This is a genomic window from Nocardiopsis sp. SBT366, assembly GCF_001083815.1.
GTDB lineage: Bacteria > Actinomycetota > Actinomycetes > Streptosporangiales > Streptosporangiaceae > Nocardiopsis > Nocardiopsis prasina.
This window is the reverse complement of record NZ_LAVM01000010.1, coordinates 1-14,832: the sequence shown is the minus strand read 5'-3', so window position 1 is coordinate 14,832 and position 14,832 is coordinate 1. Positions and strand designations below refer to the sequence as shown.

The following is a 14,832-nucleotide window of genomic DNA, read 5'->3' as shown; positions in this document are numbered from 1 at the left end:
TTGGAAGGCGTGGGTGCTCGCGGGGCGACCCGTGGTCGCCGGGGGGTGGGAGCGTCACCGCCGCGTCGCCGTGCCCTGCGGGGCGGTTTCGCGGTGCCGACGCGACCCTAGTCCCCCTGGAAGCCAGGGCGCCGTACCGGCTCCGCCCTCGTGTGTCGCCGGATCGACTCGGCTCTTTGTCGACACCCCTCCGAGTCGCCATGTCGACTTGCGCCTACCCGGCGGAGGGACCAGCGAGGGGCATCCTGAGGCTGAAGGCCGTCCCCTCCCCGACCGTGCTGTCCGCCGTCACCGAACCACCGTGCAACTCCACGAGTCCGCGCACGATGGCCAGCCCGAGGCCACTGCCTCCGGTACGTCGGTTGCGGGACCGGTCCGCCCGCCAGAACCGGTCGAAGACGTGCGGCAGGTCCTCTTCGGCGATGCCGACCCCGGTGTCGACCACCCGGATCACCGCGTCCGGGCCCGCCCGGTACACCTGCACGGTGACGGTCCCGCCCTCCGGGGTGTGCCGTAGCGCGTTGCCGACCAGGTTCCCCAGCACCTGGAGCATCCGGGTGCGGTCGGCGACGAGGGTCACGTCGCGCGACTGGTCGACCAGGCGCACCCCGGCCTCCTCCGCGCGCAGCTCGTGGCCCGCGATCACCCGGCCGACGAGCGGACCGACCTCCACCGGTTCCGGGGCCAGGCGCAGCCGCCCGGAGTCGGCCAGGGCGAGGTCCTGGAGGTCGTCGATGACCGCCTGGAGCAGCAGGGTCTCTCCGAGCAGCATCTCCATGCGGTCCGGGTCGGGATCGACCACTCCGTCCTGGACCGCCTCCAGCCAGCCGCGCAGGTTGCTCAGCGGCGTCCGCAGCTCGTGCGACACGTCGCTCACCATCGCCTTGCGTTGGTCCTCGGCCCGCTCCAGGTGCTCGGACATCTCGTTGAACGCCTCCGCGAGGCGGCCGATCTCCCCGGCGTCGCGGACCTCCACCCGGGCGGTGGGCCCACCACCCGCCCTCATGTGGTTCACCGCGTCAGTGAGCGCGCGCACGGGGCGTAGCAGCCGGGTCGCCAGGGTGGTGCTCACCACCACGGTCAACACCAGGATCAGCAACACCACGCCACCCAGGCGCAGGGCGCCCTCACGGGACAGTGAGAGCCCCGCCTCGGGTCCCTCGGCGGGGTCGTCGATGAACAGCAGCGCGGCGGGAGCCACGTGGGGGTCGAGCTGGGCGCGTCGGGCGGCGTCCAGGCAGGCGGCGGCCTCCGGGCCCAGTTCGACCCTCGACCACGTCAGGCTCTCGGCGCCGACGGGGCCCGGGTCCTCCTCGCCAGGGGACGTCCAGGCCTCCGGAGCCTCCTCTGCCGGTCCCGTGTCCGGTTCGACTGGACCCGGTGCGTGCGAGGGAACGGCGGGCTCCTCCTCGTTCGGGTGCGCCGGTCCGGGGACGGGGACCTCCTCTCCCGGATCGGCGGCCTCCGGGGGGTCCTCCGGATCGGGAGCGACAGGCTCCTCGGGCGCGGCCGGTGGGCGGGCGTCGTCCGGGACCGGCGCCGGCACGTGCGGGCTCCCCGTGATCACGAGGCCCCCGGTGCGGCCGTCCATCGCGTAGGTGAGTTTCGCTTCGGGGTCGCCGCAGTCGGAGGCGCGCGCGTTGAGGTCGGCCAGCGCCTCCTCTTCGCCGCCGACCGGCTGATCGAGCGTGTCGAGGCCGCAGTCGGCCCAGATGTGGGCGTCCCCGCGTTCCGACTCGACCGCGGGGCGCCCGGTCGGCCCGGTCACCACCTCGGCGGGGATGGCGTGGATCTCCTCCAGACAGGACGCCCCCTGTTCGGCCTGGGCGCGCAGTGACCCGCGCTCCTCCTCCGTGAGGGCGAAGGGACCCACCGCGCGCGGATCGATGCGGTCACCGTTCCCGGCGACCAGGGTGACGTCCACCGCCAGAGGGTCCACCACCGACGACGTCCGGGAGGGCAGCGGAGGGGGGTCCCCCGCTCCCTTGGCCAGGACGGCGGAGTCGGTGACGACCGCCCGACCCTCGGTGGTGAGGACGATCCGCCGCCCGGTCTCCTCGGCCAGGTCCCGGACGGCCCCCGACACTCCCGTCCAGTCCTGGTGGGTGGCCGCGTATCCGAGGAGGGTGTCGTGGATGTGAGTGTCCACCGTCAGGGTCTCCCCTTGCTGGGTGGTGATGGACTCCGAGGTCCGCTGCACCGACAGCCAGGCCGTCGCCGTGATCGAGCAGACCGCCACCAGGACCGAACCCGCCAGCAGACGGAACAGGAGGCCGTGCCGCAGGGAGGCCCATCGTGCTCCCCCGCACGGCCGGTCAGCGGACACGTTCGGGCACCGCGAGCTTGTAGCCCACGCCGTAGACGGTGACCAGCCGGACCGGTTTCCGGGGGGCGGGCTCGATCTTGCGACGCAGGTTCTTCACATGGACGTCGATGGTGCGTTTGGTGATGTAGCCGCTGATCCCGTGGATGAGCTCCAACAGCTGGGCCCGGCTCAGCACCCGGCCCGGTCGGACCGCCAGGGCCTGGAGCAACTGGAACTCCACGGGGGTGCACTGCACCGGTTCCCCGTCGACCCGCACCATGTGCCGGGCCGGGTCCACGGTGATGGGGCCCGCCTCCAGCACCCGCTCCTCGTCCCGGACCGGGGTGCGGGAGCGGCGCAGCAGCGTGCGTACCCGCGCCATGAGCTCGCGCGGGCTGTAGGGCTTGGTGACGTAGTCGTCCGCTCCCAGGTCCAGCCCGGTGAGCAGGTCCTCCTCGGTGGACCGGGCGGTCAGCAGCAGCACCGCCACGTCGGACTCGGCCCGCAGGACACGGCACGCCTCCAACCCGCTCATCACCGGCATCATCACGTCCATCACGATCAGGTCGGGGCGGTCGCGGTGGTGTTCCTCCAGCACGGACCGGCCGTTGTGGACCACACGGACGGTATGGCCCTCGTGCTCCAGGTAGCGCCGGATGAGTTCGGCCTGGTTCACGTCGTCCTCGGCCACCAGGACATGCGCGCACACGTGAAGGGCCTCCGTTCGCCGACCGGGGACGGGACCCCCGGCACCGACGATCGTACGACCGCCGAGAGCTGGGCCAACTGGAGTGTCGGGGGACGCCGCAGGTCACCACATGGGACGCACACGGCGACCACACGGGTTCTTCACATTCCTCGGCCAGTCTTCATGGTGTCCGGCGCGGAGAGATCCGCCGGACTCCCTCGACCGGATGGACCCCATGCGCCGATCCCTGATACCCGGTGGACCCGTCGGGAGACTTCCCGTCCTGGCCGCCGTCGCCGTACTGGCCGTCGTGACCGCCTGCTCGTCGTCGGGGCCCTCGGAGGAGGTCCCCGTGGAGTCGGCTGGGACTGAGGTGGCGGCGGAGCCCGAGGGTGCGTACGTCGCTACGGTCCTCGCCGACGAGATCGAGGTCCGCTCCGAGCCGGACGGCGGCGAGGTCGTGCACACCCTCGCCAACCCGAACGACTTCGGCGCGGACCGGGCCTTCCTCGTCCAGCAGGTTCGGGGTGACTGGCTGAAGGTGCTCCTGCCAGTGCGGCCCAACGGATCCACGGGCTGGATCGAGGCCGACGACGTCGAGATCACCGTCACCGCGTACCGCGTGGTGGTCGACATGTCGGAGTTCTCCCTCACCGTCACCGAGGGCGAGGAGGAGGTCCTGACCGGCCCGATCGGCATCGGTACGGGCGACACTCCGACGCCGCCCGGTGAGTACTACTTCACCGAGTTGCTGCGGCCCTCGGACCCCGACGGCGAGTACGGGGCCTTCGCCTTCGGCCTCAGCGGGCACTCCGACACCCTGGAGAGCTTCGCGGGCGGCCCCGGCCAGCTCGGGCTGCACGGCACCGACGACGAGTCGGGCCTGGGAGGCGAGGTCAGCCACGGCTGCATCCGGGTGTCCAACGACGACGTCACCTGGATGGCCGAACGCCTGCCGATCGGCACTCCGGTCGAGATCAACGAATGACCGCTCACCGAGCGGCCACCCGAACACACGACAAGAGGTCAACCATGCGCGTGAAGTCCCGAGTGCTCATCGTCGCCGCGATGGCGGCCGCCTTCTTCGGCGCCGCCCCGGCGTTCGCGTCGGACGAGTCCCCGGCTCTCCCCGCCCCCGAAGCTCCGGCGGAGGCCCCGGTCACCCCGGAGGACCCCTCCGTCGAGGAGCCCACGCCCGCTCCCGAGGAGCCCACGCCCGCTCCCGAGGAGCCCACGCCCGCTCCCGAGGAGCCTGCTCCCGCTCCGGCCGAGCCGGAGAGGGTGTCGGAGCCCACTGTGGCCGAAGCCGGCCCGGTCACCCCGATCGAGCAGGACCCCAACTACACCGGCTGATCCCTCGCAGCACGCGGAGGCCCTGTTCCCCCCAAGGGGGAGCGGGGCCTCCGTGGTTCCCGGCGTCGGACACCGGGCGTCCTGCTCGGTCAGGCCTCGTCGCCGGCCCTGATCCCCCGCACGATGAGGTCCAGCGTCTGGTCGAAGAAGGTGTTCTCCACGGCCAGGGCGTCCGGCTCCGACAAGGCCGTCGTGACGGCACCCTCGTGTTCCTCGACGCGGTCCGCCCTGGCCACGCTCATGGCGACGGCCGAGGTGGCCGCGCCGAGGATCTGGTTGGACACCGCGCGGATGGCCACCGCCTGGCGTTCCTCCTCGCCGCCGAGCACTCCGAGCGCCTCGATGATCCGTCTCGACAGGGCGACCGCGTTCGGGCCGATGAGAGGGCGTGAGCCCGCGAACTCGGCGGCCCAGGTGTGCGAGGTCAGCGCCGTGTAGAACCGCTGGGCCGTCTCCTTGAGGGCGTTGTCCCAGGGGGTGTCGGCCGCAGGCAGCCCGGCGGCCGCCTCGGCCAGGACCTCGTCCACGGCCAGGTCGACGAGGTCCTCCCTGCGCTCCACGTACCAGTAGAGGCTGGTCGCGTGCACCCCGAGTTCGGCGGCCACCTTGCGCATGGTCAGCGCGGAGGCGCCCTCGCGGTCGAGCAGCGTGATGGTCGCGGTGACGATCCGTTCCCTGTTGAGCGCGGGTTGTGAACGGCGGCGGCGTTGGGGGCGGTGGAAGACGCTGTCGATCCGCTGGTCGGAGCCTTGTTCATCCATGTCCAACAGCATACAAGCAATCATACGTTGTCGGATTCTATCCAACAGTGTATGTTTCTCTGCATGGCAACCGAGATCTCCTCACCACGTCCGAACACGCCCGCTCCCGTCACCGCACCCGACCCCTCGCGGACCACCGCCGTCGACCCGCGAGGCCTCACCGCCTTCCTGGTCCTCGCCTTCGCCTTCTCCTGGACCGCCTGGTGGTTCGGCGCTCGGCTCCTTGACGGCGGCGACCCCACACCCGCCGTCCTCGTCGGAGCCTTCGGCCCGATGGTGGCCGCGATCCTCGTCACCGCCTTCACCCAGGGCCGTTCCGGAGTGGGCGCCCTCTTCCGGCGCCACTCCCTTCGCCGCCGGGGAGGCGTCCGGCCCTACGCCATCACCGCGCTGATCGTCCTCGCCATCGCCGCAGCGGCCGCTCTCCCCGTGTTCCTGGGGACGGCCACGGTCGAGGAGGAGGCGCTCAGGGCGGCGCTCCTGGGGGTGCCGGTCCAGTTCGTGCTCATCGCGCTGGTCGGCGGCGGCAACGAGGAGCTGGGCTGGCGCGGGTTCGCTCTGCCCCGCCTCCAGGGGGCGCTGCCCCCGCTGGCCGCCAACGTGGCCCTCGGCGCGATCTGGGCCGTGTGGCACGCCCCCCTCTTCGAGATGGCGGGTACGGTCCAGTCAGAGGTGTACTTCCCCGCCTATGCCCTGCTCTGCGTGGGACTCACAGTCGTCCTGGGCCACATCTTCAACTCCGCGCGCGGCGGCGTGATCGCCGTCGTGATCGCCCACGCCGCCGTCAACGTCGTCTCCGGACTCAAGGGCATGCTCGTGGGCGACCCCGCCGGGACGCTCGAGGTCACCGCGGTCCTGGCCGTGGCCGTGTTCCTCGCCCTGTTCACCCGCGGCCGTCTGGGTCTGCGCCGCACCGACGACGCCCGAGCCACCACCGGGTCCTGACCCTCCACGCGTCTCCGAACCCCCGCGGAACCGGGGGCGGCCCGACCCCGGGCCGCCCCCGTCCGTCGAGGTGACGGGCCCGAGCGGGTACATCTGGGGACATGACAGAGTTCGACGACCGCATCCGGGTGCGCGGCGCCCGCATCCACAACCTGAGGAACGTGGACACGGAGCTGCCCCGTGACGCCCTGGTCGCCTTCACCGGCGTCTCGGGTTCCGGGAAGTCCTCACTGGCCTTCGGGACCCTCTACGCCGAGTCCCAGCACCGGTACCTGGAGTCGGTCGCGCCGTACGCACGCCGCCTCCTCCAGCAGCTCCCCGCCCCGGAAGTGGACGACATCACCGGCATGCCGCCCGCCGTGGCGCTCGCCCAACCGAGGACCGCGCCGTCCGTGCGCTCCACGGTGGGCACCCTGACCACGGTCTCCAACACTCTGCGCATGCTCCTGTCCCGCGCGGGGACCTATCCGCCCGGCGCGGAGCACCTGGACTCGGACTCCTTCTCCCCCAACACCGTGGTCGGGGCCTGCCCGGTGTGCCACGGCGAGGGGATCGAACACGAGGTCACCGAGGAGTCGCTGGTCCCGGATCCCTCCCTGAGCATCGCCGGCAGGGCCGTCGCCTCCTGGCCCGGGGCCTGGCAGGGCAAGAACCTGCGCGACATCCTCGACACCCTCGGGTACGACATCCACCGCCCCTGGAGGGAACTGCCCCAGAGCGAGCGCGACTGGATCCTCTTCACCGACGAACAGCCCGTGGTGACCGTCCACCCCGTCCGGGAGGCGGGCCGGGTCCACCGCCCCTACCAGGGCAGGTACAGCAGCGCGCGCAGGCTGGTGCTCAAGTCCTACGCCTCCTCGGCCAGCGAGACCAGGCGGCGCAAGGCGGCGGAGTTCATGGTCAACCGCACCTGCCCGGAGTGCGGAGGGCGGCGGCTGCGGCAGGAGGCCCTACGGGTCACCTTCGCCGGACACACCATCACCGAGCTGGCGGCGCTGCCCCTGTCCGAACTCTCCGATCTGCTGCGCCCGTGGCGGGAGGGGGCCGGGGCCGCCGCGACCCTGGCCGGTGAGATCACCGGTCGGGTGGAGGTCCTCGAGGAACTGGGCCTGGGCTACCTCAGCGTGGACCGGCCGGCGCCGACCCTGTCCACCGGCGAGTTCCAGCGGATCAGGCTGGCCACCCAGCTCGGCACGGGCCTGTTCGGCGTGGTCTACGTGCTGGACGAACCCTCGGCGGGGCTGCACCCGGCCGACTGCGAGGCGCTCACCGGCATCCTCCGAAGACTGCGCGACGGCGGCAACACCGTGTGCTTCGTCGAGCACGACCTCGACATCGTGCGCGGAGCGGACTGGATCGTGGACGTCGGCCCGGACGCGGGCGAGCACGGCGGGCGGGTCCTGTACAGCGGGCCGGTGGCCGGGCTGCGCGACGTCCCGGAGTCGGTGACCCGCCGCTACCTGTTCCACCGCGCCCTGCCCGAACGCCGACCGCACGAGGCGCGCGGCCGCCTGGAGCTGCGCGGGGTCACCAGCAACAACCTGCGGGGGCTGGACGTGGACGTTCCCCTCGGGGTGTTCACCACCGTCACCGGGGTGTCCGGCTCTGGCAAGTCCACGCTGCTGGCCCGGATCGCCGACGAGGCCGCCGAACACGGGCGCGTGGTGTGGGTCAGCCAACAGCCCATCGGTCGGACTCCGCGCTCCAACCTGGCCACCTACACCGGGCTCTTCGACACCGTCCGCAAGCTGTTCGCCGCGACCGACGACGCCCGCGCGTACGGCTACGGTCCCGGCCGCTTCTCCTTCAACGTGGTGGAGGGCCGCTGCGCGACCTGCGAGGGCGAGGGGTTCGTGTCGGTCGAGCTGCTGTTCCTGCCCACCACCTACGCGCCCTGCCCGACCTGCGGCGGCTCCCGCTACAACGACGACACCCTGCGCGTGCGGTACCGGGGGCTCACCGTCGCGGACGTGCTCGCCATGTCGGTGGAGGAGGCGGCGGGATTCTTCACCGAGGAACCCTCGGTACGCCGGGCCCTGGACACCCTGGCCGGGGTGGGGTTGGGCTACCTGCGCCTGGGCCAGCCCGCCACCGAGCTGTCCGGCGGCGAGGCGCAGCGGATCAAGCTCGCCACCGAGCTCCAGCGCCGTCGGGTCGCGGACACCGTGTACCTGCTCGACGAACCCACCACCGGCCTGCACCCCCACGACACCGACGTCCTCATGGGCCGCCTGCGGGACCTGGTCGCGGCCGGGGCCACGGTGGTGGCGGCCGAGCACGACATGCGGGTCGTGACCACAGCCGACCACGTCATCGACCTCGGCCCCGGCGGGGGCTCGGAGGGCGGCCGGATCGTCGCCCAGGGCTCCCCGGAGCGGATCGCGTCGGTCCCCGACAGCCGGACCGGTGTCTACCTGAAGGGGCTGCTGTGATGCGTCGCGCCCTCTACCTGCCGCCGTTCGGGGAGCTCGCCGATTCCCGTGTGCTGGCCGATCTCGCGTCCCGGGCCGAGCTGGCCGGGTTCGACGGCGTCTTCCTCTGGGACCACGTCGTGCGTCCGCTCCGGCCCACCCTGCCGGTCTGTGATCCCTGGATCGCCCTGGCAGCCATGGCCGCGGCCACCGAGCGGATCATCCTGGGCACCCGGGTCACGCCGCTGTCCCGGCGCAGGCCGCAGGTGGTGGCCCGGCAGGCCGTCGCCCTGGACCAGCTCAGCGGGGGACGGTTCGTCCTCGGCGTGGGCCTGGGCGGGGACAACGGAGGAGAGCTGGGCAGGCTCGGCGAGACCACCGACCCCCGGACCCGGGCCGGGATGCTCGACGAGGGGCTCGACCTGCTGGAACGGATCTGGAGCGGCGACGTCGTCCACCACGAGGGCGAGCACTACCGGGTGGACGGTCTGCGCTTCCTGCCCACCCCCGAGCGGGCGGAGGGGATTCCCGTGTGGGTCGCCACGCAGTCCACCAGGGGTGCCCCGCTGCGACGCGCGGCCCGCTTCCAGGGGCTGTGCCCGGAGGGCTCTCCGGAGGACCTCGCGGCGATGCTGTCCGTGATCGCCGAGCAGCGGGGCGACCTGCGCGGGTTCGAGGTGGCCGTGGGCGGGCCGCCCGGTACGGATCCCGAGCCCTACGCGGAGGTGGGCGCGACCTGGTGGCTCCACCAGTTCCCCGAGGTGACCGCGCGGGCCGAGGTCGAGGAGGTCGTCGCGGCGGGCCCCGGAGGGCCGGGGTCGACATGACGACGTGTCGACGGGGCGACACGTCTCACCAGGCGGACAGCGTGGAAACTTCTTCGGTTCGTGACCGGGCGGTCGCGTGCTGCCAGGCTCCCTTGTCAGACGGGGTTCCCAACCGACCGTTCGGTAAGGACAGAGGCATCTAGCTGGGAAAAGCAGGACCCGCTGTAGAAAGTGCACTGCATCACATGGCATGGTGTGCTGGAGCTCATGGTTTGTCCCGGTATCCGCCGCTTCCGTGTTCGGACAGGGATGTCCGGCGACCAGGGCCCGAAAGTGAACTCGGCCCCCCGGCCGGTAGAGAACCTACGGAGCAGCAATGGCGACTTCCGACGCCACGGTCCCAGGACCCGGTGGAACCCTCGATCCCAAGGAGAAGCGCAAGGTCCTCGCGGGGACCATGGTCGGGACCACCATCGAGTGGTACGACTTCTTCATCTACGCCCAGGCAGCGGGCCTGGTGCTGGCCCCTCTCTTCATGGCGCCGCTGGCCGACGCCAACCCGGCCGTGGCGCAGGTGCTCTCCTTCGCGACCATCGGTATCTCCTTCCTCTTCCGTCCCCTGGGCGCGATCGTCGCCGGGCACCTCGGAGACCGCTTCGGGCGTAAGAAGATCCTGGTGTTCACCCTCGTCATGATGGGTGTCGCGACCTGTGCGATCGGTCTGCTCCCCACCTACGCCCAGATCGGCATGGCAGCGCCGATCCTGCTGATCCTGCTGCGCATCGCGCAGGGCTTCTCCGCCGGAGGCGAATGGGGCGGCGCCGCCCTGATGTCCGTGGAGCACGCGCCGGCCAACAAGCGCGGCTTCTTCGGCGCCTACCCGCAGATCGGCGTTCCCTGCGGCATGATCCTGGCGACCCTGGTCCTGTGGGGCATCACCACGGCCATCGGCCCGGACGCCTTCCTCGAGTGGGGCTGGCGCATCCCGTTCCTGCTGTCCTTCCTGCTGATCATCATCGGCCACCTCATCCGCAAGACCGTGGAGGAGTCCCCGGTCTTCAAGGTGATGCAGACCCGCCGCGCCAAGTCCTCCGCGCCGCTCGGCCAGCTGTTCCGGAAGAACACCAGGGAGGTCGTGCTCTCCGCGCTGATCTTCGTCGCCAACAACGCCGCCGGTTACCTGGTGATCGCCTTCCTGGCCACCTACGCTTCGCGTCCGGTGGAGGAGATGGGCCTGGGCATGGACCGGGGCCCGGTCCTGCTCGCCACCGCGCTGGCTTCCTTCGGCTGGCTGATCTCCACCCTGTACGGCGGTTGGGTCTGTGACCGGATCGGCCGGGTGCGCACCTTCCAGATCGGCTACGTCCTGCTCGCCGTCTGGGCGGTCCCGATGTGGTTCATGGTGGACACCGGCAACATCGTCATGTACTTCCTGGGCGTCTTCATCTTCACGTTGACCTTCGGCCTGAGCTACGGCCCCCAGTCGGCGCTGTACGCGGAGATGTTCCCCGCCGAGGTCCGCTACTCGGGTGTGTCCATCGGCTACGCGCTGGGCGCGATCCTCGGAGGTGCCTTCGCCGCCATGATCGCGGAGATGCTGCTGACCTCCTTCGGGGCCTCGTGGACCATCGGCGTGTACATCATCGGCCTGTCGGTGATCTCCTTCGTCGCGGTCTCCCTGGTGCCGAAGAGCATCCAGGGCGTCGACCTGCACGTCGACGACAGCGACCCGGCCCCCGCCGCCAAGTAGAAGCGGGGGCGCGCACGCGCGGGCGGGGTGGCGGTCGAACCGTCACCCCGCCCTTTCTGTCGCCCTGTCCCCTTGTCGACACGGCGACAGAGCGACAGGGCGACACGGCGCCCTCAGCTGGAAGCGGGTCAGCTGACGATGCCGCGCACGTGGTCGATGACCTCGCCGTTCCACATCATCGAGACGTGCTCGACGCAGCCCACCTGGATGTTGTCGGCTCCGGGCAGCGACGTGCTGTCCGTGGGCGAGATGACGATGTCGCAGGGGGACCGCAGGGTCGTGTACCGGACCGGCCCGGGCGTCGGGTCGCCGTCGTTGAGGCCGTTCAGGAAGTCCGACCCGTGCCGCATCTCCTCGCAGGGCGTGATGGGCGACGGGCAGAGGTTGGCGATGTTGGTCCCGTTGTTGGGGCCGCCGATGGAGATCCACTGGTCGACGGCGTCCGTTCCACCCAGGTTCTTGATGAAGTAGCGCGAGGACAGGCCGCCCATGGAGTGGGTGACCAGGTGCACGCGGTCCGCCCCGTGCTGGGATCGCACGCCCTCGACGTGGTCGGCGAGCTGTCCGGCGATGGTGGTGTTGGACCGTGCCCAGTCGTAGGAGAAGACGTGCAGGCGGTCCTCGGGGTGACCGGCGTCGACGAGGGCGGCGCGCATGTCGTCCCACTGCCCGCCCTTGCCCATGAACCCGTGGACGAAGACGACCGGGGTGTGGGTGTTCGCGGTGGCAGGGGCGGCTTGGAGGGCCGTGGTGAGGGCGAGGACGAGCCCGCACAGGAGGGCGGTCAGGCGTCTCATGTGATCTCCGAGGGTGGGGGAAGCGGGGACCCCGATTGTGTGCCTCCGGTCACAGGGTGCGCATCGGCTGAATCGCCGGTCCCTTTACTCGGACTTAACCGGCGAGTAACTTGAGGGGGTGATCAGCGTGAACCCGCTCACACGCCCGACGCCCCTCCGCGGGCGCGACCACGAACTGCTCACCGTCCGGCGCCTGCTCGACACCGCCCGCTCAGGGCGCGGCGGCGGCCTGCTCGTGACGGGTGCCGCCGGTGCGGGCCGGACCGCCTTACTGGAACGCGCCGAAGGGGAAGCGCACGGCTTCACCGTGCTGCGCGCCCGCGCGGCCCCTGGCGAGGGCCGCCTCCCCCTGGCCGGTCTGCACCAGCTCCTGCGCCCCGCGCTCCCACTGCTCCCGCGCCTTCCCCGAGCCCAACGAGAAACACTCACGCGCGCCCTGGACACCGGCGACCCGGGTGAGGCCTTCCCCCTGGCAACCGCGGCCCTCGGGCTGATCGCCGAGGTGGCCGCGCGGAACCCGCTCCTGCTCTGCGTGGACGACTTCCACCTGCTCGACCCTCCCTCGCGGGAGACCGTGGCCTTCGCCGCGCGCCGCCTCACCCATGACGGCGCGGCGGTCCTGCTCAGCGCCCGGGACGGCGACCCCGATCGGCTCACCGGGATCCCCGTGCTCCGGCTGCGCCCCCTACCCGAGGAGACGGTGCTGGACCTGCTCTCCGACGCCTGCGGGGACCTGGCCGCGGAGGGCCTAACGGTGCCCGTGGCGGTGACACTCGCCGAGGCCGCGGAGGGAAACCCCCGCGCCGCACTGGAACTGCTGGAGGGGACCGACCCGGAACAGCGCTCCGGGGCCGTCGCCCTGGACCAACCGCCGCGTTCCCGGGGCGAACTCACCGACGCCTTCGCCACGGAGCTGGCCCGACTCCCCCGGGCCACCCGGATCGCCCTCGTGCGGGCCGCCGCCGATCCCCGCGCCCCGGACCCCGACGGTTCCGATGCCGATCCGTTCGAGCCCGCCCGCCGCGCCGGACTGGTCGCTGACGCCGGGGCACGGACGGGCCTCACTCACCCGCTGGCCCGCTCCGCCGCCTCCCACCACGCCTCCCCCGTCCAGCGGCGCTCTGCCCACCTGGACCTGGCCCGCGCCCATGAGGCGGCCGGGGACACCGGCCGGGCGGTCCGGCACCGGGCCCTGGCCGGTGGCGCGCCCGACGAACGCGTCGCCGCAGCCCTCCACGAGGAGGCCCGCCGCACCGTCGACCAGGGCGGGCACGGGCCCGCCTCCCTCCTCCACGAACACGCCGCCCGGCTGACCCCCGACCCCGCCCTCCGGGGGCTGCGCCTCACCGACGCCGCCCGCTCCGCGTGGCTCTCGGGTGACCCTGACCGGGCCAAACGGGTCCTCGCCCGCGTGAGTCCGGACCAGAGCACCACGGGCCCCGGCCGCGCCGATGGCGAGCACACCGTCCAGGCCCGCGCCGACCTGCTCCGCGCCGAGATGGACCTGCGCTCGGGCGTGGCCATCGACGCCTTCCAGCGCCTCGGGTCCACCGCGGACCGCCTGGCGCTCAGCGACCCCGGCGCGGCGCTGCGGGTCCTGCTCCAGGCGGGTGAGGCCAGCTGCCTGACCGGTGACCACGAGCGCTTCTTCGCCACCGCCCGCCGGGCCCGTGACCTCATGGAGGAGACGGCTCCCGGGGCAGCCGTCGGGCCGGAGGGCGCCGACCAGCCCTGGGACAGGTTGGTCCTCGACTACATGAGCGGCAAGGCCGCCATGTTCCAGGGGCGCCACCGTGAGGGCGTCGCGCTCCTGGAGAGGGCCGTGGAGACCGCCGACCGGATCGGGGACCCCCAGGCACTCGTCCTGGGCGCGATCGCGGGGCTGCTCCGCGGCGACCACGTGCGCACGCGGGCCCTGGCCGGTCGGGCGGCGTCGGTGGCCCGCCGCACCGGTGCGCTCACGCTGGTCCCCCAGGCTCTGGAGTTCCTGACCTACGCGGAGATGTGGTTCGGCCGTCTCTCCCTTGCGGAGGGGAGCGCCGCCGAGGGGCTGCGGGCCTCACTCGGGTCCGGGCAGGACAACTGCGCGAGCCACCACCGGGGCGGGCTCGCCTTCGTCGCCGCGATCCGAGGGGACGAGGACGCGTGCCGGGAGCACGCGGGGACCGCCCTGGCCCTGGCCGGGGAACACGACGTGGGTCTGCCCGCCGGGCTGGCGGCCTGGGCGCTGGCCCTGCTCGACCTCGGCTCCGGGCGCACCTCGGAGGCGGCGATGCGGCTGCGCGCCCTGGCCCGGTCCGGCCCCGGCAGCGGCCACGCGGCGGTGCGGCTGCTGATCACGCCGCACCTGGTGGAGGCGTCGGTGCGCGGTGGGGTCGCGGTGCGTGTGAGCGAGGCGGTGGAGACCTTCGGCAGCTGGGCGGAGGCCACCGGTCAGGACACCGCGCGGGCCCAGGTGATGCGCTGCCGTGGACTGCTGGGGGAGGGTGAGGAGGCGAACGGGTACTTCGAGAGCGCCCTGGACCTGCACTCCTCCGGGTACTGCGACTTCGAGGAGGCCCGGACGCGGCTGCTGTACGGCGGGCACCTGCGCCGCTCCCGTCACCCGGGACGGGCCCGCGAGCACCTGCACACGGCGATGGAGGTCTTCGACCGGTTGGGCGCCCGGCCGTGGGCGCGGCAGGCCCGGGAGGAACTCCGCGCCGCGCGGGGCAGCACGGCGGCGCGCGAGGTCGGCGGGGTGGACCTGCTCAGTCCGCAGCAGCTGCGGATCGCTCGGCACGTGGCGGACGGGGCCACCAACCGGGAGGTCGCGGCGCGGCTCTTCCTGAGCACCCGCACGGTGGACCACCACCTGCGCAACATCTACAGCAAGCTCGGCATCCGCTCCCGGGTGGAGCTCTCCCGCCTGGTCGACCGCTAGGTCGTGGTGGCTTCTCCCGCCCACCCGTCGCCCGCCACCACCCTCAACGGACGCCTGCGGCGCGGTGCTTGCCCTCTTCGTCGCCCGCCACCACCCTCAACGGACGCCTGCGGCGCGGTGCTTGCCCTCTTC

General features: G+C 72.4%; 11 protein-coding genes. 7 read left to right on the top strand and 4 right to left on the bottom strand.

Annotated features, from left to right (window positions below; translation table 11 throughout):
• Positions 1-214: 214 nt before the first annotated feature.
• Complete coding sequence (locus tag ADX84_RS04660; protein ID WP_049568063.1) at positions 215-2,326, bottom strand: HAMP domain-containing sensor histidine kinase; 2,112 nt, start codon at positions 2,324-2,326, stop codon at positions 215-217.
• Entirely contained in the window at positions 2,316-3,014 is a 699-nt protein-coding gene (locus ADX84_RS04655) for a response regulator transcription factor (protein ID WP_049568060.1), read from the bottom strand. Before ADX84_RS04655 ends, ADX84_RS04660 begins: the two co-directional genes overlap by 11 nt.
• Before the next feature lie 205 nt (positions 3,015-3,219).
• Between ADX84_RS04655 and ADX84_RS04650 the strand changes: the two genes are divergently transcribed.
• Positions 3,220-3,981, top strand: a complete 762-nt coding sequence (locus tag ADX84_RS04650; RefSeq protein WP_049568057.1) for a L,D-transpeptidase family protein — start codon at positions 3,220-3,222, stop codon at positions 3,979-3,981.
• A gap of 44 nt (positions 3,982-4,025) precedes the next feature.
• On the top strand, positions 4,026-4,346 hold the full coding sequence (locus tag ADX84_RS04645) for a hypothetical protein (protein WP_049568053.1): 321 nt from the start codon (positions 4,026-4,028) through the stop codon (positions 4,344-4,346).
• An 89-nt stretch (positions 4,347-4,435) separates the two neighbouring features.
• On the opposite strand, the gene ADX84_RS04640 is transcribed toward ADX84_RS04645, so the two are convergent.
• Complete coding sequence (locus tag ADX84_RS04640; protein ID WP_049568049.1) at positions 4,436-5,119, bottom strand: TetR/AcrR family transcriptional regulator C-terminal domain-containing protein; 684 nt, start codon at positions 5,117-5,119, stop codon at positions 4,436-4,438.
• Between the two features lie 39 nt (positions 5,120-5,158).
• On the opposite strand from ADX84_RS04640, the gene ADX84_RS04635 reads away from it, so the two are divergent.
• The 4 genes from ADX84_RS04635 to ADX84_RS04620 all read left to right on the top strand — a co-directional run bounded on the left by ADX84_RS04635 (position 5,159) and on the right by ADX84_RS04620 (position 10,980).
• The gene (locus ADX84_RS04635) at positions 5,159-6,052 is read left to right on the top strand and encodes a CPBP family intramembrane glutamic endopeptidase (protein WP_049568046.1); all 894 of its coding nucleotides are present in this window, start codon (positions 5,159-5,161) and stop codon (positions 6,050-6,052) included.
• 101 nt (positions 6,053-6,153) lie between these two features.
• A complete protein-coding gene (locus ADX84_RS04630; protein WP_049568042.1) occupies positions 6,154-8,484 on the top strand; it encodes an excinuclease ABC subunit UvrA in 2,331 nt (776 codons plus the stop codon).
• The gene (locus ADX84_RS04625) at positions 8,484-9,290 is read left to right on the top strand and encodes an LLM class flavin-dependent oxidoreductase (RefSeq protein WP_049568235.1); all 807 of its coding nucleotides are present in this window, start codon (positions 8,484-8,486) and stop codon (positions 9,288-9,290) included. The genes ADX84_RS04630 and ADX84_RS04625 overlap by 1 nt, the downstream gene beginning before the upstream one ends.
• A 316-nt stretch (positions 9,291-9,606) precedes the next feature.
• Positions 9,607-10,980: an MFS transporter gene (locus tag ADX84_RS04620; RefSeq protein ID WP_049568038.1), complete on the top strand. Its 1,374-nt coding sequence runs from the start codon at positions 9,607-9,609 to the stop codon at positions 10,978-10,980.
• 128 nt (positions 10,981-11,108) lie between these two features.
• On the opposite strand, the gene ADX84_RS04615 is transcribed toward ADX84_RS04620, so the two are convergent.
• Positions 11,109-11,777 (bottom strand): triacylglycerol lipase, encoded by a 669-nt coding sequence (locus tag ADX84_RS04615; protein ID WP_049568035.1) that lies wholly within the window; start codon positions 11,775-11,777, stop codon positions 11,109-11,111.
• A 118-nt stretch (positions 11,778-11,895) separates the two neighbouring features.
• Here ADX84_RS04615 and ADX84_RS04610 point away from each other — a divergent pair, with 118 nt between their 5' ends.
• Positions 11,896-14,700, top strand: coding sequence for a LuxR family transcriptional regulator (locus ADX84_RS04610; RefSeq protein WP_049568032.1), 2,805 nt, complete (start codon positions 11,896-11,898; stop codon positions 14,698-14,700).
• Positions 14,701-14,832: the final 132 nt, after the last annotated feature.